The following is a 20,993-nucleotide window of genomic DNA, read 5'->3' on the forward strand; positions in this document are numbered from 1 at the left end:
ACCCCCGCCCCCGAAGGCTCCACCATCACCGTCTACTACTCCAGCGGCCTCATCGAAGTCCCCGAAGTCCTCGGCGAAAGCCAAGCAGTCGCCGAAGCACGACTAGAAGACGCAGGCTTCAAGGTCAGGAAGGTGGAGCAGGAGTCCGCCGATGTGCCACGCGGAACGGTCATCGAGCAGACCCCGACCGCCGGCGAGCGCCGCCAACGAGGCTCCACCGTCACCATCGCGATCTCCGGCGGCAAGCCGCAGGTCACGGTGCCAGGTGGCCTGATCGGAGCACAGGTCGCTCAGGCACAGGCGATGCTGGAGTCCCAGGGCTTCAACGTCGACACGGTCGAGGATCCCCGGTCCGCCGAGGCCCCCGGCACCGTCACCGCGGTCGACCCCGCCGAAGGGAGCAGCGTCGAGGCCGGCTCGACGGTCACCCTCTACTACACCCCCGCGCTGGTCCCCGTGCCCGACGTCGTCCAACAGAACGAAGGCGACGCAGAGGCAGCGCTGAGCCAGGCCGGGTTCAGGGTGCGGACGACGAAGCAGCGGACCTCCGATGTCCCACCAGGCACAGTCATCGCGCAGGACCCGGGCGCCGGCGAACTGCTACCACAAGGCTCCACCGTCACTATCGTCGTGGCCCGGTAACCGGCAAAGAGCCACTGTCCGGCCCCGGCCTAGGCCCCGGCATCGAGGCCGTAGGCGCGGGAGATGGTCTGCTCGATCGTGTTGCCCTCCGCGTCCTCGGCGTACGCACGAATACCAACGGCTCCGCTGGTCTGGTGAAGTGGCGGGTGGGTGATCACGGCGCGGTAGGTGTTGCGGCCGACCTCTGACGTCGCCACCCGCTGCCAGTGCTCACCATCGTCGAAGGTCACCAACAGCTCGACGGAGGTGAGTCGGGGCTCGGGGTCAACCTGCGCGCCGTGGTAACCGCTGATCGTGATCGCGTGGGTGCTGCCGGCCGGCAGCGTGTTGTCAGAGTCGAGGTCGAGGCCGTATCTCAGATAGAGCAGGTGTTCGGCCTCGCATGGTGCGTTCGGGTCACCTCCGATGAGAAGTTGGCCCCAGCAGCGGTATTCCGGCGAGGTCGCCCCGGAGGCACGGCTCGAGGAGAAGGTCCAGGCGGTGTCGACGTTCCTGGCGTAAAGGGTGCCGGGATAGAGGTCGGCGTAGCTCAGCGTGTAGCGGTACGTCGACTCCCCCGCGGGCAGTTCGTAGGTGGGTATGGGAATCTCGATGCAGAAGAACAGGCAGCCCAGGAAGAACGTGCCGATCTCGAGGGGCACCTCTTCCTCTCCCCGGTAGAGGTGCTGTTCGTAGCGGGCGTCGCCTCCTTGGAGGTCCGGGCTGAGATACCACGTGATGTCGCCCAGATGGTTCGTCTGGCTGTCGGTGAGATTGAACATCGGCGTGAACGTGTCGACCGTACGACATGCTGGACAGAACGTCGCGTCGACGCCGAACACCGGCACCGCGTTGCCGAGGGCCTGCACATCGCTGGCGAACCTGCTGACCCCGGGCACCAGCGGTGATGATCCCCAGGTCTCGGTTCTCCTACCCGGTCGGTCGAAAAGGTCGATCGCTTCCTGCCGCGGACCATCGCTGTAGATGGTCTGCCGCTGCCAGAGCATCGTGTCGCTGAGCGGTCCGACGAATTCCGTCCGCGACCGCGGAGCCGAGGATGCCAACGCGACGGAGTGGGCGGTGCCGACGATCTCGCCGGCCCGTTGGGCGGCCCACTCCGAGGTCACCTGTGCCGGCTGGTCGGCGTGGATCCGGTTGTCGATCCGGTAGAGGTCATGGCTGTCGACCTTGTGGTCCGGATCGCCGGACACCTTGTCCGCATAGAACTTCAGCGCAAAGACGTACGTACTCTCGGCACTGCCCACGGTCTTGACGATGACCATGTCGTGCGCGGCCTGCAGAGTACGGACGAGCGCACGTCCCTGGTCGGCGGGCAGGCTGAGGGTGGGAATGGGGTAGACCGGCCACTGTCGCGTGGCGTCGAGGAATGCCCGACCGCTCGCACCGAAACCGACGACCGCGGCCGCACCGGCGTTCGCGGCCGTGGTCACCCGGTCGAGGGCATCGGCCGAGCAGGTGTCCTGGCAGATGTCGTCCAACGACAGCAGGACGAGCTTGCCCCGAACGTCGACCCCCGCGAAGTCGCCGGGAAGACCGTTGCCGGCGGCGACCAACTGCAGGTCATGATGCCCGTCCAGCTTCGGATACTTCGGGTCGACGCCCTGGTAGGCGGGGTCCAACCGGCCGGGTTGCCCAACTGCCGTCATGCGGATCAACGGCTCGCCACGAAGGTGCTGGCTGACCGAGCCGAACGTGCCCTGCGTGACCTTCCCGGTCGGCAGCATCCAGTAGTTCTGGGCGCCGTAGGGTGCGTCGACGTCCCCTTCCACGTGCCACCGCTTGCGCGCATCGATGCGCTGGTACCCCATCCAAGCGTCGTAGCTCTCAGTCGGTCTTGGCGCCTTGACGGTGAGCTTCTTCGCCTTCTGCAGGTCGAAGCTGACCCTGGTGTCGGCGGAGAGGTCGACCTGTGGGGCGATCGGGAGGGCGTGGTTCCACTCGCCGTCGACGTCCTTCCAGCTGACGCTGGTGGCCACCATGTAGGGGCCTTTGGCGAGCGTGACCGTGCCGGATTCGCCTGGCAGGTAGACCGGGCCGTCGTCGAGGTCCTCCCGGCCGTCCATCCGTACGACGAGCGGTCGACCCACCCGCACCTGGGTGGCGCCGGTCGGCACGTTGGTCGAAACGGTGAGGGTCGCCGTGGCTGGCGCGTTGTAGATCCCGATCGTCGTGGTGAGGCGGGTCTCCGCGTTCGCGTCGGTCGCGCGGACTGTTCCCTGGTACGCACCGCCGCCGATCACCTTGCGGGGATCGAGTCTGGCGCTGATGCCCACGCTTCCATGCGCCGGGACGACGACGGTCGTCCGGTCGAGCGTGAGCGTTCCGGTGGGCGCGGGCCTGCCGTCGTACGCACGAAGTTCGGGGAGCAGTGTCAACGTCACCGGTTTCGCCGTGATGTTCGTATAGGTGAGGGTCCTGGAGATCGGATCTGCCTGCGGGTAGGCCACGTGCCCGAAGTCGAGGCTGCCGTCGGCGTACACGCCCTGGCCGACCGCGCGAGCAAGGTCGACCCGCCCGGTGCCCTGCTCGTAGGCGGTGGAGTTGCCGGCTTTGGCCGTACTCATCAAGGCGTGCTTGAGCCGCGGCGCGGTCCAGTCCGGGTGTTGCTGGGCGAGGAGCGCGGCGGCACCGGCCACGTGCGGCGTCGCCATCGAGGTTCCGGAGAGGCTGGTGTAGAAGTCGTTGACCGGGGTGCCCTGCGTCGTGTCGTTGGCCCGCGCGGCGACGATGCCGACACCGGGTGCGGCGATGTCCGGCTTCAGACCGCGGTCGCCGGCTCGCGGACCACGACTGGAGAACGACGCCACCACATCGGACCGGTCGACCGCGGCCACGGTCAGTGCGGAGTCCGCCGCCCCCGGCGCACCGATCGTCTGTGCGGCTGAACCTCTGTTGCCGGCCGCGATGACGAACAACGCCCCCGAGGTCGCGGTCAGGTTGTCGACCGCCTGGCTCAGCGGGTCCGTCCCGTCCGTCGGGTCGCCGCTGAGACTCATGCTCACCACCCGGGCGTCGTGGTCGACGGCCCATTCCATGCCGTCGATCACCCAGGAGAAGTTGCCTGACCCGTCGTCGTCGACCACCTTGGCGTTCAGCAGGTCAGCTCCGGGCGCAACGCCCCGGTATCTCCCCTCCGACGCATCGCCGGTTCCTGCGACGGTCGAGGCCGTGTGTGTGCCGTGGCCCAGGTGGTCGGCAGGGTCGGCCTCGGTCGTGAAGTTCTGTTGCTCGATTACCTTGCCGGCGAGGTCGGGATGCTCGGCATCGATGCCGCTGTCGAGAACGGCGACCGTGACCCCGGTGCCGTCGAAACCGGCTGCCCACGCGTCCGGTGCGCCGATCTGCGGCACGCTGCGGTCGAGATCCGCATGCACCTTGCGGTCGAGCCAGATGCTGGCGAGACCACCACGCAGCGTGGACGGCGATCCCTGCCCCGCCTGCTTCGCTGACGCCACCACGGCCGACCAGAACGTCGTCGCCCGCTCCTTCTCCACATCGACCGCGACCGCGTGGACACTCTCCAGAGTGCGCCGTCGCGCACTGGCCGGCAGGGCGTCAGCTCGCGCGGGCACGGTCGTCCGCCAGGTCGACGCCGGATACCGAAGGATCACCGGAAGGTGGGAGCTCCGGCCGTCGGCGTAGCCGTTGGCTGCCAGGTAGCCGACGTCGAACAGGCCCAGGTCCAGCCGGCGGTCGGCGATGAGCGCGGTCGCGTCGGACGGTACGACGTACAACTCCTCGCCGTGCTTCAGCGTCTGGAACGCCACCGGTGGCTGGCCAGCGCGCGCCGCGGGAGTGATGCCGCGAATCGCGGGCCTGCCGTCGGGAGCGACGCCGACACTCACCCGGTCACCGCTGATCAGCGTGACCTCGTTCACCGGCGTTCCGACGGCGGGTGCGGGCACCTGGGCGCTCTGGGGGGCGGCACCAACTGCCGCCGGCGCGGGTGCGGGGCTCGCGTTGGTCGCACTGGCAGCACGTTCACTGACGGCACCCGCCGTGCTGGTGGCGCTGGCGGCGCCCGCGGCACCGGAGACGAGCAGCGCCACGACAGCCAGGCCGGCTATCCCCGCCCTCGCACCGAACAGTCCGGATGGTTGTCTCATGGACGCTCCTTGGTCCTGGCACAGCGCAACCCCGGAAGCGGGGAGTGGAGGGTGGAATTCGGCCGCGGATGAGGAGGACGATCTGTCACCGAGAGCCGGCTACGCCGCCGTTGATCGTCCGTGGCGCTACTATCCCGCCGTACTCTCGGACGGCACAAGACCGCCAGACGGCGGATATGTGGCTGTTGGCGGATGTCCGCCAGTCCGGATCGGAGAGAGATGTTCGAGGTCCTCGGGCTCACAGCGACGGAGACGGCGCTCTACACGGCCCTCATCAACAATCCCCGTTCGACCGCGACCGAGTTGGCTGGCCCAGTGGGCATCTCGGAGCATGAAGCGGACCATGCCGCTCACCATCTGGTCCGGCGGGGGTTGGCCAACCGGCTACCAGGTGCGGAGCCGCGTTATCTTGCGGTGGCACCGGACATCGCACTCGATCCCCTGATCGCCCGACACGACGAGCAACTCCGGCAGGCCCGCCAATCCAGCCACGAGCTTCTGGCGGCGTTCCGCGAGTCCTCCCGCCACATCCACCCCGCCGAACTGATCGAGGTCATCACCGGAACGGACAACATCATCAGCCGCGTGCTCCATTTCCAGGAGACGGCACGGGTGCAGCTTCGAGGCTTCGACCGGCCGCCTTACGCGATGCGTCCGGGCTCCGGAAGGTCGACAGAGGTACGACGGCTCGCCGAAGGTGTCACCTATCGCGTCATCTACACGCCGGAGGCGCTGACGTGGCCCGGCCGCGCCGGCAGTGACATCCGGGAAGGATGCGAGCACGGCGAGCAGGCGCGTGTACGCCCGGACCTCCCGGTGAAGCTGATCATCGTCGACGACCGGCAGGCGTTCGTTCCCGTGCACACGGGGCGCAACCAGGTCGAGGCCGCGCTGGTTGTCCATCCCTGCGATCTCTTCGACGCACTGGTCGCACTCTTCGAGTCCGAGTGGGAGCGGGCGGTCCCTCTGCGGTCGTTCGTACCCGGTGATGAGCATCCGGGCTACCCGATGCAACCCGACGAGACCACCGCCGCGTTGCTGCTCTGCCTGTCGGCAGGGCTCACCGACACCAACATCGCTCGCTCCCTCGACAGCAGTCTGCGGACGACGCAACGGCACATCCAACGGCTCATGCGCGAACTCAACGCGTCGACCCGGTTCCAGGCGGGAGTGGAAGCGCGTGAACGGGGCTGGGCATAGCCCCCGCGACACGTCCTTGCATGTCGGCAGTCAGCGTGGGTGAGGAGCTGACCCGTCGATGAGGTGATGCACTTCCTCGATCTCGAGCGTCGTTCGTGGGACTTCACGGATCCCGAGATCGGCGGTGATGCGGACGACCCGGTCGAAGAAGGCGCGGAGCGCCTCTTCGCTCTGCCATACAGACATGAGGCGGAGTTGGTCATCCTCGTGATAGCAGACGTGGTAGAGCCGCTCAGGCGGTGCGCCGAGTCCGGCTTCGTCGAGACGTGTGCGGATCTCTTTGTACTGTCCTGCGTTCAGTCTCGGCGGATCGAACCTCACCAGGAGACGCGGCGGTCCCTCGACGTCTGTCCGTTGTGGCCTGATGATGTCCAACACCTGGTTGACATCGGGCTCCCACAGGACGACCTCGAGTTCCTCGGCGGCCGGCAGGAGCGTCTTGCCGAACTCCTGGAGCTGTTGGGCCGACACCCAGACATCGGCGACTTTCAGCCGGTCCAAGGGTCCGTAGGCGACGTGGTAAAGACGGCCCGGTGGCGCACCCGCGCCCCTGTCTTCCAGCCGACGGACGAGCTCGTCGTAGAGTTCGGCCGTCATTGTGGTCATCCGGTCGAACCTGAACAAAAGTGCCATGCTGCCACTTCCCCGCAAGCCCGCCGGCGAGAGTGCTGAGCCAGGACGCCACCTTGGAGGACTTGCCTCCTCCATCCTCGCACTGCAGCGGATCTCCCCGCGCCGGTCCTCTCGTGCGACAGGTGCGAGGCGGCTACCTGCACAGGACGCCGGACGATGTGCACGGTGGGCGCGTCCGGAAACAGCTCCCCCAGGAACCGGGTGGAGAGCAGGTTGTTCGGACGGATCGACGTCGAGGATCGGCATACGATCGACCGCGACAGCGCAGGATGACGCGTTCGACTGGAGGCGCCGGTGGCACGCAGCGAGCGGACCGTGCTCGTCGACGGGGTCTACGACGCGCTGAAGGAACGCATCATGGACCGGGCGACCGCGCCCGGCACGCGGCTCAGCATCGAGGGCATCGCCGCCGATCTCGGCGTGAGCGCGACACCGGTCCGCGAGGCGCTTGCCCGTCTGGCGGCCGAACGGCTGGTCGCGTTCGTGGCGTTCAAGGGATACACGACCAGGCCGCTGCTCAACCAACGCCAGCTGGCTGACCTGCTCGACGTCAGGCGGCTCATCGAGACGGAGGCGGCCAGACTGGCGGCGCAGCGCGCGATCCTCGCTGACCTGCGGGCAATGGAGCGTGAACTAGCCGCGATGGACGTCCTCGCCCCGACTCCGCGCTATCGCGACTTCCGTACGTACCTCCAGCACGACCAGCGCTTCCACGAGGCCCTGGTCAGCGCGGCAGGCAATCCGGTGCTCCTGGAGACGTTCCAGGGTCTGCACACGCACACCCAGCTGGCCAGGCTGGTGCATGATGTCGGCGCGTTCGACGACGGCGAGAACGCCGTGGAGCACCACGCGATCGCGCAGGCCGTGCGAGACCGTGACCCCGACCGCGCGGCGGAGGCGGTGCGCGTGCATCTCGACCGGTACGAAGCGCAACTGAGCGAGCAGCTCGACTGTCCCGGCGCGGACAAGCGCTCTATCCGCTGATCGTGCCGGCGTCCGTACGTTGGTCCACGTGACATGACTCCACGCGTGGGGATCCATCTCCCGTTCAGTGTCGAAACCGAAGCCTTGTGTCAGCAGCCATCTACAGGTGTGACGACCAAGCCGTCCTGACTCACAGTGATGTAATTTTCACCATCACATTGACTTCACCATGTGTGTCAATTCTCATACGAACTGCAACCACGTCTGGGCTGCTTGGCAGAGGAGGACGTATGCAGGGGAAAGCTCGCCGTACAAGATCTGTCACGTTGTATCGCCTGAATGTTCCTCCTCCCATCCCGGACGACATCTCGACGCTTGTCGACCTCGCCATGGTCCATGAGCGAAGCACCCACCGGGTGGACATTGCGGGCTCCCCAGCCTTGTGGGTGCATGGCGTGCTTGAATCCGCGGACGGAGACGCTGCGGCATGGTGCGCCGACGCCGCTCGAACAACGGGCGTGCCAGTCAGTATCGCCGATCGACGCTCTCTTGGCCTGTTACTCATCGTCGTTGACGATCACGTCTATGCCATCGGCTACGGACAGGGGCATCGTCTCGTTCGGGACGACCTGAAAGACCACCGGTTCGGGATCGCCTTTGCTGTACGGACGTTCGAGGCACTCCACCTCACCTCGCTGCTCCGGCGCCGGCCCGGCGCGCGTGGCCGGTCTGACGCCACCTTCGCACCTGCTGGACTTCCGATCTGGGGCTTCGGTGTGGAAGACCATGCAGATCTCGTAGGTCGCATAGCCGGGCGAGCGCACGGCCTCGATCTCACTTGTTCCAGCGACGAGAAAGATACCGTCACGGTCAGTGCGTCAGCAGGGATCCGCATGCACCTGGGAATCGATCCTGCATGTCTCAAGGCTGACATCGAGGAGATAGCTCGCATCTGTCGAGAGGAGGAACCACGGCCGGACTTGGAGTACATCGAACGTATCCAACCCGTCAAGGACCCCGCCCAGATAGGCGAGCTCGACGCTGCCCTCGACGACCGGCTCGGTAAGCCCGTCGAGGACGTCGCAAACTCTCTCACCTTGGTCGTGCCGACCCTTCGCCTCATCGATTACCTGCGCGCCAACTCCTTCGCTATTTCGCTCCGGACACGCGTGGGGCCCATCGAGCATCTGGAGCTGCATCACCTACTCGACAGGACGCGGCAACTGGAGTCAGGAACCAGGGTGCAAGCGCTCCGCAGGGGCCACGTCCGGCTGTACTCCGACCACTCAGGCGGCGATCCCATCGGGCCAGCGACGTCAGCGGACAAGTGGCTGGAAGCCAATGTAGGACTCGGTGCACGGCGCTTCTCGATGGTCGACGGCCGTTGGTACGAGGTCGACGGCGGCTATCTGGAAAGGCTCAGGGAGAGCGTCGAGCGCGTCCTAGGTCAGCGCAGCGACATCCGACTTCCGCCCTGGCGGGTAGACGACGGCGAGGGTGAGAGGTCGTACAACTTGCGGGTGCAACGAGAACGACCGGGCGAGTTCCTCTGCCTAGACAGGCAGGGAATCAAGGACCGGTTCCACTGGAGAAACGGTGTCGAGATCTGCGATCTCCTCGGCCGCGACGGCACTGTCGTCCATGTCAAGCACGCCCATGGTTCGGCACCGCTGAGCCATCTCTTCACCCAGGCCCTTCTCGCAGTGCAGACCCTCAGAAACTCTCCCGAGGCGCGCCATGCCTTCGTCGATCAAGTCGAACGTCTCGACCAACGTTGGCGGTTGCCAGAGACGTTCGAGCCGAAAAGGCTCGTCTTCGCGATCCTGCTCAAGCAGGGGGAACCCCTCGGGCCCGACACGCTATTTCCCTTCGCCCAGGTCGCGCTCGTCCAGATCGAACGCACCCTGAAGAGTGTCTACGACATTGACGTCGAGGTCATCGGTATTGATGCCGAGACCGGCAATACGGCCAGCAGACTGCGGCACGTCCCAACACCCCGTGACGGAGACGCGACTGACGGCGCCCAACTCAGGTTGCCGGTGCCGTAGGACACCCAAAGCCAATCCGGACACCCGCCCGGAGGTGGAGATTCGGGCTTGCTTGCCGACAAAGGGGTCAGCTCTCGCCCGCTCCGTGTCGGCGGAGGAGATCGTTGACAGCTTCGTTGGCGGTGGGGAACTCGACCGCGGCCACGCTCGCCCCGGCTGCGAGCAGACGCTCGATGACCGGCACGAAATCCTTCGACGGGGAGCGGTTCGCCGACCAGACCGCACAGCCAAGGACGGTGGCCCTGTGGTGGTTGTTCGTGTCCTCGAGTGGAGCGTGGCGCTCCAGCAGGAGATCCACGATGTCCAGGTGCCCGTAGATCGCGGCCCAGTGCAGCGCCGTCAGGCCGGCAAAGCCCCTCGCGGCCAGGTCGACCCCACGCTGAGCCAGGAACTCGACTATTCCAGTACGCCCGTGCACGGCTGCACACACGTTCGCCCACCCGAGGTTCGCTGTCGGGTCAGGCGCCGAACGCGGCGTGGGGACGCTCACCACGCGGACCTCCGGGCGCAGGACGCCGTTGTCGGCCACGAAGGCCCGCACAAGGTCCTCCCGGCCGAGACCCGCTGCCGCGACCACATTGTCCACCCTCGCACCCCGCTGGACGAGCGCCTCGGCCGCGGCGGAGTACTGGAACATCACCGCGGTGAGCAGCGGTCCGCCGTCGTCTCCAGGCCCGTTGACGGCTGCCCCGAAGTCCAGGAGCTTGTGGACCAAGGCGACCTGCACACCCGCCTCCGCCGGATGCGCGCTGGAGACGAGCAGGCCCATCGTCGTGGCGGGCCCTCCGTACATGGACGCCGTGGCGTCGACCTCGGCGCCACGAGTCAGGAGGAGATCAGCCACGTCCACGGCATTGCTCGGCGTCTTCTGCCGGTAGTTCTCCACACCGTTGGCGGCCACATAGTGCAACAACGTCGCGCCATGAACACGCGTCGACCGCTCCCCGACCAGTCCCGGATCGCTGTCTAGCAGCGACTCCAGGACCGCCACGTCACCCCGGACCATCGCGTCCACTGCCGACTCGTACTGTCGAACGGCGCCGTTGGCCAACCCCTGCAGGTGTTTCGAGAACTTGGGCCAACTCTCGAAGCCGTGTTCACGAGCGATCGCGAACTGGGACTCGGCAAGCGTGCAACCCGAAGCGGTGAGCTCACCGTCAGTCTCGCTCGCCCGGGGCCGCTGATGATTGATCCGCCGGATGGCCTCGGGATCTTCGGCCCTACAGGCTTTCAGGAGGTCCTTCGCCTGCTTCTTGTACTGCTCGAGACTGGGGCGCGGCGGCAGCGACCGGGCATAGATGGCATCCATACGAACCTCTTTCGTACGTCGCCTGGAGTCCGCCCGAATCAGGCTGAAAGAAGGTTCGTCACCTTCACACTGATCAAGAGGGTGGGCACGGCCCTTTCCGCGGACTGGATGCGCACCTAGCGCTGAAGGGCACAGTACCTCCACGATTCCGCAGCCGGCAACTGCCAGACCGGCGACGCCGACAGCGTGTCAAGGGCATCTCCGGACGGTGCACGTGATCCCTGTCTTCTCGTCGACGTACCACCACGCGGCTGCCTGTCGTTCCGCTCCGCGCCGGGTGAGGTACCGCTTGCCGTACGCCTTCTCGTAGTCGGGCTGTTCGCTGTGGGGATGGTCCCTGTACTGCAGCACGATCTCCCATCGCTTGAACTTCATGGACGCCTCCTCGGCAGGGTTGGGCCTTGGCGTGTGGATGGCAGGCAAGGGGCTACGACCTGTCCGGTGCGGTCATAGGTAGGTAGGCAAAGATCGCCACGCGACCCAGGCGATGGCGGTCACGACGCCAGCATCCGGTCCAGCAGTGCGTCCAACGTGATCACGCCGGACAGAGTGTGTTCGTTGTCGCCGACCGCGAGGAAGAGGGGCCGGAAGATTCACCCCAGCCAGCGGGCGGGCCACCTCTAGATCCGGCGTATCCCACCCAACAGTCGGGAAATCCGCCGCCAACTCGCCAGCACGCATCAGGAAGCCCCTCACGGCACGACATCACCAACTACGCCGACCAGGCTTCCCGGCACACCAGCGGCCAACATATCGCACCCGCGGAAGATCGCCATGGTGCGGTCGCCGGACCTCAACCCCTCGGTATCCCCGCCCGCCGTGACCCTGCCGAGGGCCCTCGGATGTGCTGAGGGATCATGGGCTCTCGTGCGTCGGACCATTCAGCACCCGGCACGGTTGGTGCCGCTCGCCTTCCTCGTGACGATCGCGGTCGGCACCCTGCTCTTGGCGCTCCCGCTCTCCCATGCCGGCGATGGCCGGGCGCCCCTGCTGACCGCACTGTTCACCTCGACGTCTGCGGTCTGCGTCACCGGTCTGATTGTGGTGGATACTCCGACGTACTGGTCGACCTTCGGTCAAACCGTCATCATGGCCCTGTTCCAGGTTGGCGGCTTCGGCATCATGACCGGTGCCTCCGTGCTCGGGTTGCTGGTGACCAGGCGGCTCCGCCTGCGCAACCGGCTGGTGGCACAGGCAGAGACACGTACCTTGAGCCTCGGTGACATCACCAGGGTCTTGAAAATGACTCTTCTGGTCACCGTGAGCGTCGAACTGGCGGTGACTGCGGCCCTTGCCTTGCGAATGCACGCGGCGTACGAAGCGACGTGGCCCGGCGCCCTGTGGCATGGCGGTTTCCATGCGGTGTCGGCGTTCAACAACGCCGGGTTCTCCACCTACTCCGACAACCTCACTGGTTTCGTTGCCGATCCAGCGATCATCGTGCCCATCATGGTGGCGATCGTGATCGGCGGGATCGGCATTCCGGTGCTGTACGACCTGAGCCGTGAGCGAAGACCCAGCAGGTGGTCGATCCACACCAAGCTCACCGTCGGCGGGACAGTGATCCTTCTCCTCGGTGGTATGGCAGCGTTCCTTGTGTTCGAGTCGGCAAACCCGGGCACCGTGGGGCCGCTTGACGTCAGCGGCAAGGTGCTGGCATCGCTCTTCCACTCGGTGACGTCGAGGACTGCCGGCTTCAACTCCGTGGACGTGGCGGAACTTCGGCAGGAGACCCTCGGCGTCACCTATGTCCTGATGTTCATCGGCGGTGGGAGCGCTGGCACCGCAGGTGGCATCAAGGTGGCCACGTTCCTGTTGCTCGCGTATGTGATCTGGGCGGAAATCCGCGGCGAGCCGGACACCATCGTCTTCCGCCGACGGATCACGTTGGACGCCCAGCGCCAAGCACTCACCGTCGCCCTCCTCGGCGTTGCCGCGGTCGCCCTTGCCACCCTGGTAGTGCTGTCCGCGACCGACTTCGCGCTCAGCGACGTCCTCTTCGAGTGCGTCTCGGCCTTTGCCACCGTCGGGCTGTCCACCGGCCTCACACCCGACCTTCCAGCATCCGCTCAGGTGGTGCTTATCATCGTGATGTACGTCGGGAGAGTGGGCACGATCACGGTGGCAACCGCTCTCGCGCTGCGCACCAGGCACCGCCTCTACCGGCTTCCAGAGGAGCGACCGATCGTTGGCTAGACGGACAGTCCCCAGACCCGACAGCGTGGTCGTCATCGGCCTCGGCCGTTTCGGCAGCGCGGTCGCCGGCTCCCTCGTACGCCTCGGACACGACGTGCTCGGTATCGACGAGAACCTCGACCTGGTACAGCGTTGGTCCGACCGGATCACCCATGTCGTCCAGGCCGATGCCACGGACGCCGAAACACTGCGCCAACTTGGTGTCGCCGACTTCGGCCGAGCCGTGGTGGCCATCGGAACCGACATCGAGGCCAGTGTGCTCACCGTCCTCGCCCTCGAAGAACTCGGCGTCGCTGACGTCTGGGCCAAAGCCATCAGCGACAAGCACGGACGGATCCTGGAACGCACCGGCGCCCACCACGTCGTCTATCCCGAAGCCGACATGGGCGAACGCGTCGCCCACCTGGTCACCGGACGGATGATCGACTTCATCGAGTTCGACGACGGCTTCGCCATCGCCAAGACCGGCACGCCCGGCGAGGCAGGCGGCAAAACCCTCGAACAGTCCAGACTTCGCAGCAAGTACGGCATCACCGTCGTCGGTGTCAAGCGGCCCGGCATGGACTTCACCTACGCCCGACCGGAAACGACGACCCACGCGGGCGACTTGCTCATCGTCTCCGGCCCCACCATCCAGGTCGAAAAGTTCGCCGCCCTGACCTGATGACGGGGACGGCCCGAGGGGTAGTCCGCCGAGGACGTCCTACGTGGTTGCCGGAACGTCTGGGCTATACGGTGGGCTCTGGAGCGCCGGGAAGCCTGGTCGGCATCGTTGAGGTGCGCCCGAGGAGAAGGGGCTTCCCATGCAAGTGGCGGTGCCTGCCAGTGCCATTGAGGTCTCCGATCTGACGAAAAGGTATGGAGACGTCCTCGCCGTCGATCACCTGACGCTCCGGGTGCAACCGGGTGAGATCTATGCGTTGCTGGGCTTGAACGGGGCCGGCAAGACGACGACGATCAGGATGCTCCTGGGCATGGTCCGTCCGTCCAGTGGTTCGGTGTCGGTCCTGGCCGAACAGGTCCGCCCCGAACAGAGTTCGGTGTGGTCCCGCGTCGGATACCTCGTGGAAACGCCCGCTGCCTACCCGGAGCTGACGGTGCGGGAGAACCTCGAGATCGTCCGGCGGCTGCGAGGGTTGACCGATCCGTGGGTTGTCGACGACGTCCTTGCGCAGTTGGGACTCGTGCCCTACGCCGGCCGCCGCGCCCGCACCCTCTCCCTGGGGAACAGCCAACGACTCGGGCTGGCAAAGGCACTCATCCACCGGCCGGACCTACTGATCCTCGACGAACCAGCCAACGGCCTCGACCCGGCCGGGGTTGCAGAGGTCCGCGACCTGCTCCACGATCTCGCCCACCGCCATGGCGTCGCCATCCTGCTGTCCAGCCACATTCTCACCGAGGTCGCCCGGCTAGCCACCCGGATCGGCATCATCCACCACGGACGCATGGTGGAGGAGATCGCCGCGGCAGACCTCACCGCCCATACCCGCCCACGTCTGACCGTGGTCACGCGGAACGCCGCGGGTGCCATGGCCGCGCTGCGGGCAGCAGGTCACTTCGCCGAGCTCGACGGTCACGGAAAGCTCGTCCTCACCGACGAACGAGCACTCCACCATGCCGATGAAGTCGCCACTCTGCTCGTCAACGCAGACTGTCCACCCACCAGACTCGCCGTCGAACAAGACGACCTCGAGACGTACTTCCTCCAACTGGTCGGCGCGATCCCGGCGGCCGGCGATGGGTAAGCCGATCGCCGCCGTCTGGACGGAGCTGCTGAAGGCGCGACGTTCCCGAGTTCCCGCCGTCACCATGCTGGCATTCACCGTCGCTGCCCTGGTCGGCGGACTGTTCATGTTCGTCCTCCAGGACCAGCGGCGGGCCAGGGCCATGGGCCTACTCGGCGCCAAGGCGAGCCTCGTTGGTGGCGACGCCGACTGGCCGGCGTACTTCTCGATGCTCGCCCAGACCATCGCCGTCGGCGGGCTGCTGATCTTCGGGTTGGTGTTCGTCTGGAGCTTCGGCCGGGAGTTCAGTGAACGCACGATCACCGATCTGCTTGCCCTGCCAACAGCACGGACGACGATCGTCGTCGCCAAGTTCGCCGTCGCAGCCGCATGGTGCATGGCCCTCAGCGTCCAGACGTACCTGCTCGGCATCGTCATCGGCGCCGCGCTCGGGCTGCCTGGATGGTCGGCGACGATCGCGATCAGCGGCCTGACGAAGATCGTTGCCACCAGCGCGATGACAGTCCTCCTCGTCACACCATTCGCCCTGGCCGCGAGTGTCGGCCGCGGCTATCTTCGCGCGGTGGGTTTCATGTTTTTGGCGCTGTTCAGCTCCCAGATCGTCGCGGCACTCGGCTACGGCCACTACTTCCCGTGGAGCGTGCCGGCCCTGCTCGCCGGCGTTGCCGGACCCGACCACGCCATGCCGGGGACGCTCGGCAACAGCCTCGTGATCCTCGTCGGAGCAGGCTCCATCCTTGCCACGGCGATGTGGTGGAAACACGCCGACTACGACCGATAGCCACGTGTGCGTGCGTACGGACCTGCCAATCCCACGACGGCGGGCCGCTCGTACTCACCGGCGTGACACCGGCCGCAAACCCTGCTCGGCTTGGTTCGCGCCTCGCTCGGGGCGGCAGCCCAGGTCGGCCTCGTCAGGTTCGTTGCCGATAATGGCGTACGTGGCCCTGAGCGTGTATCCAGAGGAGCCGGCGGCCAGTGGGTGGCTGGTAGCACCTCTGGGCGAGGCTGCTGAGATGCTCCTCGATGGTGCGCCAGTCGGGCGTCCAACTATCGTCGCGGTTGACGGTCGATCCGGTGCAGGTAAGACCACGGTCGCCGAACGCCTCCGTGGAGTGCTGCCGGCGGCAGGTGTGGTTCACATCGACGATGTCGCTTGGTACCACTCTGACTCGTTCTTCGGCTGGGTTGATCTCCTCGTGACCGGGATCGTCGAGCCGGTGCTCCGGGGAGCACGTGTCCGGCTTCGACCACCGGCGTGGTCGCTACGTGGTCGCGAGGGGGCCATCGAGGTCTCTGCGCACCGGCGGGTACTCCTGATCGAGGGCGTCGGTGCTGGCCGGGAAGAGCTCGCCCATCTCGTCGATGCGACCATCTGGGTGCAGTCCGACTCCGACAAGGCAAGGCAGCGAGGCATCGCGCGGGACGGTGGAGACCAGGCGGCGGAAGACTTCTGGGACCGCTACGCCGCGGCGGAGCGGCCCTTCCTAGCCCACCACAGGCCGTGGGAACACGCGGCCCTTGTGATCGCCGGGACACCGCATCTCCACCACGACCCCCGGACCGAGATCCTCGTCGCGCCCGGACCAATCCGACCCGACATCGACGTACCGCACACCTGAATACTCGACCCGGCCGGGCGCTGTGCCGGAGTCGACTGGCGCGCGCCGAGCGCGTGTTCTCCAGGTCAGTCCACATCACTCCGGCCGCCGCGGCTTGCCGTCCGACCACGGTCAAGCGTGGGTTGCTCCTCGCTCTGACGCCACGATCCGGTTGCGAAGAACGCCGATCCGGTCGACCTCGAGCTCCACAACGTCGCCGGGCGCGAGGCTCCGGTCCTGCTCGGCGCCACTGCCGCCGGCCACGGTGCCGGAACCGAAGACCTCTCCCGCCCGGATCCGCTCGCCGCGCGACGCATGCGCGATCATCTGCTCGAACCGCCAGTGCATGTCTGCGGTGCTGGTCCGCGTCCAGACCTCGCCGTTGACCCGCGACGTCAGTGTGAGGGAGTACGGATCGGGCATCTCGTCGGCGGTCACGAGGCAGGGGCCGAGGACGTGGCCGCGTAGGAAGTCCTTGCCCTTGGCCGGACCGAGACCGACCGCCATCTCCTGTGCCTGGATGGTACGGGCCGAGAAGTCGTCGTAGATCGTCCAGCCGAAGACGTGGTCGAGTGCCTTCTCCGCGGCGATGTCGACACCGCCCGGGCCGATGACCGCGGCGATCTCGAACTCCAGGTCGAGCGTATCGGCGTACGACGGGATCGGTATGTCGTCACCGTGCGCTCCGACCGCGGACGGACTCCCCTTGTAGTACACGGGAATCTCGTACCACTGCGGCGGGATGTCGCGGCCGAGCCGGGGATAGATGTTGCGCAGGTGGTCCTCGAAGCCCATGAAGTCGCGCAGCAACGGTGGCTCGGGCACGGCCGGCAGCCGGGCGATGTCGGCAACGTCGTAGCGCACCTGGGCGCCGTTCGGGTCGGTCGCCCAACCGGTGGTGACGGCCGCGGCGAGCGCCTCGCGGGTGGTGTCCAGTGTGCGCTCGCCACCTTCGATGTAGGCCGTAACACAGGACGGGACCAGCGCCCGGGCGATCCGATCGGCCGCTTCGCGGGTGGCAGACCGGGAAGCCAGCAGGCAACGGGTCGCCGCGGTGAGGTCGACCAGCGTCCCGGCGTCGGCGTCACCCTCGACCAACGCGCCGAGGTGTTCGGTACAGCCGGCCCGTCCAGCGACCGCGAAGGGGACGAGTCTCATGCGACGACCTGGGTGTAGACCTCGCGTTCCCGCTTGTCCAGCAGCGGGACGATCTCGCCCTCGACGATCTCCGCGAAGTGCGGTGTCTCGCGGTGGGCGACGAGCGCGGCCTCGTCGGCGTACACCTCGTAGAGGCAGAAGAGGTTCTCGACCTCGGTGGACCGGTTCGCCTGGTAGAGCAGGCATCCCGGCTCGTCGGCCTTGACCCGTGCGGCCATCCGGGTCAGGGCCTCCTGGACGGTGGCTTCGTGACCCGAGCGGACCTGGTACCTCGCGATGAGCGTGACGGGCATGGCTACGTTCCTTCCGTTGCGGTGGCGGGGCGGCGGGTGTCGAGCAGGGTGGCCAGGGTGGTGCCGAGAACCAGGTCGAGGTCGGCCGGCTCGAAGAAGTCACAGTGGGAGCGGAGGACCTCCAACGACTGCTTGTACGTAAGGAAAGGGCGGGCGGCGGGGAAGTCGGAGCCCCAACACATCCGGTGCGGTCCGTAGGCGGCGAAGAGGTGCCGGAACGTCTCGCGCGCGTCGGCGTAGGGGAAGTCCCAGCCGCGCGGGGCGGACGCGTAGTGGAATCCGGAGACCTTGACGCCGACGTTGGGCAGTTCGGCGGAGGCGATCACCTGCGCCATGTCCTCGTCGTACGACGGACGTGTGGGTGACAGGCCGCCCAGGTGGTGGACGAGGATCGGCAGGGTGGGGTACGCACGCGCGACCTGGCGGAGATCGGCCTGCCACGCGGGTGACATCGCCAGACTCGCGATCAGGTCGAGCTCGGCCGCGGTGGCGAAGAACTCCATGCCGTCGGCGGTGAGGAACCATCCGTCGTTGGCGGAGTGGACGTAGTGGGTGAAGCCGGTGACGCCGAGGCGCTCGACGGTCTCCCGCAGTCGGCGGGCCGCACCGGGCGTGTGGTGCTCGGGCCGCCACGAACAGTCGACGTCGGCGAGGACGACCAGCCGGTCCGGGTGGCGGGCCGCGGCCTTGGCGGCGTAGTCGTTGTTGTCGTCGTTGGCGCAGTCGTCCCTGCCGATCCGGGCGCAGACGAGCGCGGCCTTCTCGACGCCGTTCACATCCATCTCGTAGAGCAGTTGCTCGACGCTGCCGTGGGAATCCGGATCCGGCACCGGTGGTTCGTACGGCCAACGCCGCCAGGCATGACAGTGGCTGTCCAGGATCACGGCTCACCTCCGGATGGGTTGGCGGTGCCGGACGGGTTGGCGCCGTTGCGGACGGACACGATGCGCGATGTCAGCATGGCGCGTGGTTCTGCACCGGCGAAGACGCGTTCGAGCTCGTGAACCATCAGCTGGAAGAACCGGGTCCGGGACTCCACCGTCGTACCGGCGATGTGCGGGGAGAGGAAGACGTTGGGTAGGCCGCGGACGGCGGCGTCGACCGGAATGGGCTCGGGATCATGGACGTCGAGGCAGGCGACGATATCGTCACGCCTCAGCCGGGCGACCAGGGCGGCGGTGTCGACGATCGCACCCCGCGACACGTTGACGAAGACGCACCCAGGCCGCAGCAGGTCCAGCTCTCGCGCGCCCAGCATGCCGCGGGTCTTGGGCGTCAACGGAGCAAGGCAGAAGACGACTTCGCTGGCAGCGAGTACGACGTCCAATGGTGCGTAGGTCATCCCGAGCGCGTCGGCCAACTCGCGCGGGGCGTACGGATCGTGGGCCACCAGGTCGACGTCGAAGGGCGCGAGCAGCTCCACCAGCCTCCAGGCGATGTGCCCGAAGCCGATCAGCCCGACGGTTCGTCCGGTGAGCTCCCGCGGTCGGGCGACGTCGCCCTTGCGGTGTGGGGCATCCGTCATCAGCGTGCGGAACCGGCGCGCGGCGTCACGCAGACCGATGATCGCCAGGGCGAGGGCCCACTCGGCCACCGGATAGGACGACCCGTGGGTGGTGTCGATGACCGCGACGTCGCGTGCTGTCGCCGCTGCGACGTCGATCCGGGCGCCGAACCGGTCTCCCTCGAGGTCGCCGACGGCCCGCAGGCGCGGAGCGGCCGACAGTACTGCGTCGCTGACGCGGGGCGCGCCGTGGCAGACGACCAACGCGTCCAGGTCGGCGGCGAACTCTGCCAGCGCCTGCTCCGCCTCGGGGTCGTTGGGCGGTGGATCGGTCGTGGACCAGTGACCGGTGACGTCAGCGAACCGGACCTCCGCACATGCTTCCAGCCGCGCAAGGTCCGCTGGCGCGAGGTAGCCCTCGCGGACCCGCGGATCGCAGGCGATGCCGACGCTCGGCCGGCGTTCCTGCTCCGGATCGCGGCTCATCGGATGGCCACCGAGCCGTCCTCGCGGAGCGGTGCGCCGACTCTGACCGCGCGGACGGGCGTCCGTGCCAAGCCCTCCTCGTCCAGCTCGACCCCGAGACCCGGCGCATCCGGTGGGTACAGCCAGCCGTCGATCAGCGGGACCACCGCCTTCACCAGGTCGGACGCCGGCCCGCCGTCCTGCTCGACGTGCTCCTGCGCCTCCCAGTTGGGAACCGCGATGCCGAGATGCACATGCGCCGCCGTCGCCACCGGCCCGGACGGGACGGCGTGCGGCAGGATGCCCTGGTGGTGGGCCTCGGCAAGTGCGCAGATCTTGCGTACGTGCGTGATCCCGCCGGCCACCCCCACGTCGGGGCGCAGGTAGGAGACCCCCGGCTGGCAGGCGTACTCCCGGAACTCCCAGATCGTGGTGTTGCGCTCTCCCGCCGCCAGCGGCACCCGCACCCGCGCGCCGACCTCGCCGAACGCCAGGACCGAGTCCGGCGGGATCGGGTCCTCCACGAAGTACGGCCGCAGGGGCGCGATCTCCTCGCACAGCTGCACGGCGTCGCCGGGCGCCATGTTCCGGTGGAGCTCGATGCCGACGTCGAGTTCCCAGCCGACCGTGTCGCGGATGGCGGTGAAGCGTTCAACGAGGTCGGCAAGGCGGGCGGCGTGCCGCATGGTGTGGTGTTCGTGGCCGAACAAGATGACCTTCGCCGCCGTGTAGCCCGCCGCCATCGCCCCGGCTGCGGCGTCGGCCATCGCGGCCGCCGAATCGCCCCTGATCACCTTCATCGCCCGGACCGCGCGCCGGGACCGCCCGCCGAGCAGCTGCCACACCGGTACCTCGAAGTGCCGGCCGCGGATGTCCCACAGGGCCTGGTCGATCGCGCTGATCGCGCCCACGACGACCATGCCGCGGAAACAGAGCGTGCGGTAGAGGTGGAGCCAGTGCGCCTCGACGTCGAACGGATCCGCGCCGACGAGATAACTCCGGAACGACCGGACCACCTCCTCGACGGCGACCGGCCAACCGAAGCAGGTCGACTCGCCGATCCCCTGGACGCCGGTGTCGGTGGTCAGCCGCACGTAGAGAGCACCGCCGGCCGTGAACGTCTCTACCTCGTCGATGCGCATCGATCCCCCTCTCCTGCCGGCCCC

Annotated in this window: 18 protein-coding genes; 9 read left to right on the top strand and 9 right to left on the bottom strand. The window is 67.4% G+C overall.

Going from position 1 to position 20,993, the window contains the following annotated elements; translation table 11 throughout:
• On the top strand, nt 1-642 hold a 642-nt coding region (locus ABN028_RS10680; protein ID WP_349329496.1), incomplete at its 5' end, for a PASTA domain-containing protein.
• A gap of 29 nt (nt 643-671) precedes the next feature.
• Here ABN028_RS10680 and ABN028_RS10685 read toward each other — a convergent pair.
• The gene (locus ABN028_RS10685; protein ID WP_349696483.1) at nt 672-4,748 is read right to left on the bottom strand and encodes a S8 family serine peptidase; all 4,077 of its coding nucleotides are present in this window, start codon (nt 4,746-4,748) and stop codon (nt 672-674) included.
• 219 nt (nt 4,749-4,967) lie between these two features.
• Here ABN028_RS10685 and ABN028_RS10690 point away from each other — a divergent pair, with 219 nt between their 5' ends.
• On the top strand, nt 4,968-5,948 hold the full coding sequence (locus ABN028_RS10690) for a helix-turn-helix domain-containing protein (RefSeq protein ID WP_349329494.1): 981 nt from the start codon (nt 4,968-4,970) through the stop codon (nt 5,946-5,948).
• Nucleotides 5,949-5,978: 30 nt separating this feature from the next.
• On the opposite strand, the gene ABN028_RS10695 is transcribed toward ABN028_RS10690, so the two are convergent.
• On the bottom strand, nt 5,979-6,554 hold the full coding sequence (locus tag ABN028_RS10695; protein ID WP_349696484.1) for a hypothetical protein: 576 nt from the start codon (nt 6,552-6,554) through the stop codon (nt 5,979-5,981).
• Between the two features lie 321 nt (nt 6,555-6,875).
• On the opposite strand from ABN028_RS10695, the gene ABN028_RS10700 reads away from it, so the two are divergent.
• Both ABN028_RS10700 and ABN028_RS10705 read left to right on the top strand, forming a co-directional pair.
• Nucleotides 6,876-7,565: a GntR family transcriptional regulator gene (locus tag ABN028_RS10700; RefSeq protein ID WP_349329492.1), complete on the top strand. Its 690-nt coding sequence runs from the start codon at nt 6,876-6,878 to the stop codon at nt 7,563-7,565.
• Between the two features lie 329 nt (nt 7,566-7,894).
• A complete protein-coding gene (locus ABN028_RS10705; RefSeq protein ID WP_349696634.1) occupies nt 7,895-9,553 on the top strand; it encodes a DUF6119 family protein in 1,659 nt (552 codons plus the stop codon).
• Nucleotides 9,554-9,620: 67 nt separating this feature from the next.
• Here ABN028_RS10705 and ABN028_RS10710 read toward each other — a convergent pair whose 3' ends face one another.
• Complete coding sequence (locus ABN028_RS10710; protein ID WP_349329490.1) at nt 9,621-10,862, bottom strand: ankyrin repeat domain-containing protein; 1,242 nt, start codon at nt 10,860-10,862, stop codon at nt 9,621-9,623.
• Nucleotides 10,863-11,051: 189 nt separating this feature from the next.
• Nucleotides 11,052-11,237: a hypothetical protein gene (locus ABN028_RS10715; RefSeq protein ID WP_349696485.1), complete on the bottom strand. Its 186-nt coding sequence runs from the start codon at nt 11,235-11,237 to the stop codon at nt 11,052-11,054.
• A gap of 492 nt (nt 11,238-11,729) precedes the next feature.
• On the opposite strand from ABN028_RS10715, the gene ABN028_RS10720 reads away from it, so the two are divergent.
• From ABN028_RS10720 to ABN028_RS10740, 5 genes are all read left to right on the top strand, one after another.
• Complete coding sequence (locus ABN028_RS10720; RefSeq protein ID WP_349696486.1) at nt 11,730-13,058, top strand: TrkH family potassium uptake protein; 1,329 nt, start codon at nt 11,730-11,732, stop codon at nt 13,056-13,058.
• Nucleotides 13,051-13,722 carry a potassium channel family protein gene (locus tag ABN028_RS10725; RefSeq protein ID WP_349329487.1) on the top strand — a complete coding sequence of 224 codons (672 nt, stop codon included), beginning with the start codon at nt 13,051-13,053 and terminating at the stop codon, nt 13,720-13,722. The genes ABN028_RS10720 and ABN028_RS10725 overlap by 8 nt, the downstream gene beginning before the upstream one ends.
• Before the next feature lie 139 nt (nt 13,723-13,861).
• A complete protein-coding gene (locus ABN028_RS10730; RefSeq protein WP_349696487.1) occupies nt 13,862-14,806 on the top strand; it encodes an ABC transporter ATP-binding protein in 945 nt (314 codons plus the stop codon).
• Nucleotides 14,799-15,587, top strand: a complete 789-nt coding sequence (locus ABN028_RS10735; RefSeq protein WP_349696488.1) for an ABC transporter permease — start codon at nt 14,799-14,801, stop codon at nt 15,585-15,587. The genes ABN028_RS10730 and ABN028_RS10735 overlap by 8 nt, the downstream gene beginning before the upstream one ends.
• Before the next feature lie 160 nt (nt 15,588-15,747).
• Nucleotides 15,748-16,428 (top strand): uridine kinase family protein, encoded by a 681-nt coding sequence (locus ABN028_RS10740; RefSeq protein ID WP_349696489.1) that lies wholly within the window; start codon nt 15,748-15,750, stop codon nt 16,426-16,428.
• A gap of 111 nt (nt 16,429-16,539) precedes the next feature.
• On the opposite strand, the gene ABN028_RS10745 is transcribed toward ABN028_RS10740, so the two are convergent.
• Genes ABN028_RS10745 through ABN028_RS10765 form a run of 5 tightly spaced genes read right to left on the bottom strand, consistent with a single transcriptional unit; the run spans nt 16,540 to nt 20,969 of the window.
• Nucleotides 16,540-17,565 (bottom strand): fumarylacetoacetate hydrolase family protein, encoded by a 1,026-nt coding sequence (locus ABN028_RS10745; RefSeq protein WP_349329483.1) that lies wholly within the window; start codon nt 17,563-17,565, stop codon nt 16,540-16,542.
• Nucleotides 17,562-17,858: a putative quinol monooxygenase gene (locus ABN028_RS10750; RefSeq protein ID WP_349329482.1), complete on the bottom strand. Its 297-nt coding sequence runs from the start codon at nt 17,856-17,858 to the stop codon at nt 17,562-17,564. Before ABN028_RS10750 ends, ABN028_RS10745 begins: the two co-directional genes overlap by 4 nt.
• Before the next feature lie 2 nt (nt 17,859-17,860).
• Entirely contained in the window at nt 17,861-18,742 is an 882-nt protein-coding gene (locus ABN028_RS10755) for an amidohydrolase family protein (RefSeq protein ID WP_349329481.1), read from the bottom strand.
• Nucleotides 18,739-19,848 (bottom strand): NAD(P)-dependent oxidoreductase, encoded by a 1,110-nt coding sequence (locus ABN028_RS10760; RefSeq protein ID WP_349696490.1) that lies wholly within the window; start codon nt 19,846-19,848, stop codon nt 18,739-18,741. Before ABN028_RS10760 ends, ABN028_RS10755 begins: the two co-directional genes overlap by 4 nt.
• The gene (locus tag ABN028_RS10765; RefSeq protein ID WP_349696491.1) at nt 19,845-20,969 is read right to left on the bottom strand and encodes a mandelate racemase/muconate lactonizing enzyme family protein; all 1,125 of its coding nucleotides are present in this window, start codon (nt 20,967-20,969) and stop codon (nt 19,845-19,847) included. Before ABN028_RS10765 ends, ABN028_RS10760 begins: the two co-directional genes overlap by 4 nt.
• Nucleotides 20,970-20,993 lie beyond the last annotated feature (24 nt).

The sequence above is a fragment of the Actinopolymorpha sp. B17G11 genome (assembly GCF_040196095.1).
Taxonomy (GTDB): domain Bacteria; phylum Actinomycetota; class Actinomycetes; order Propionibacteriales; family Actinopolymorphaceae; genus Thermasporomyces.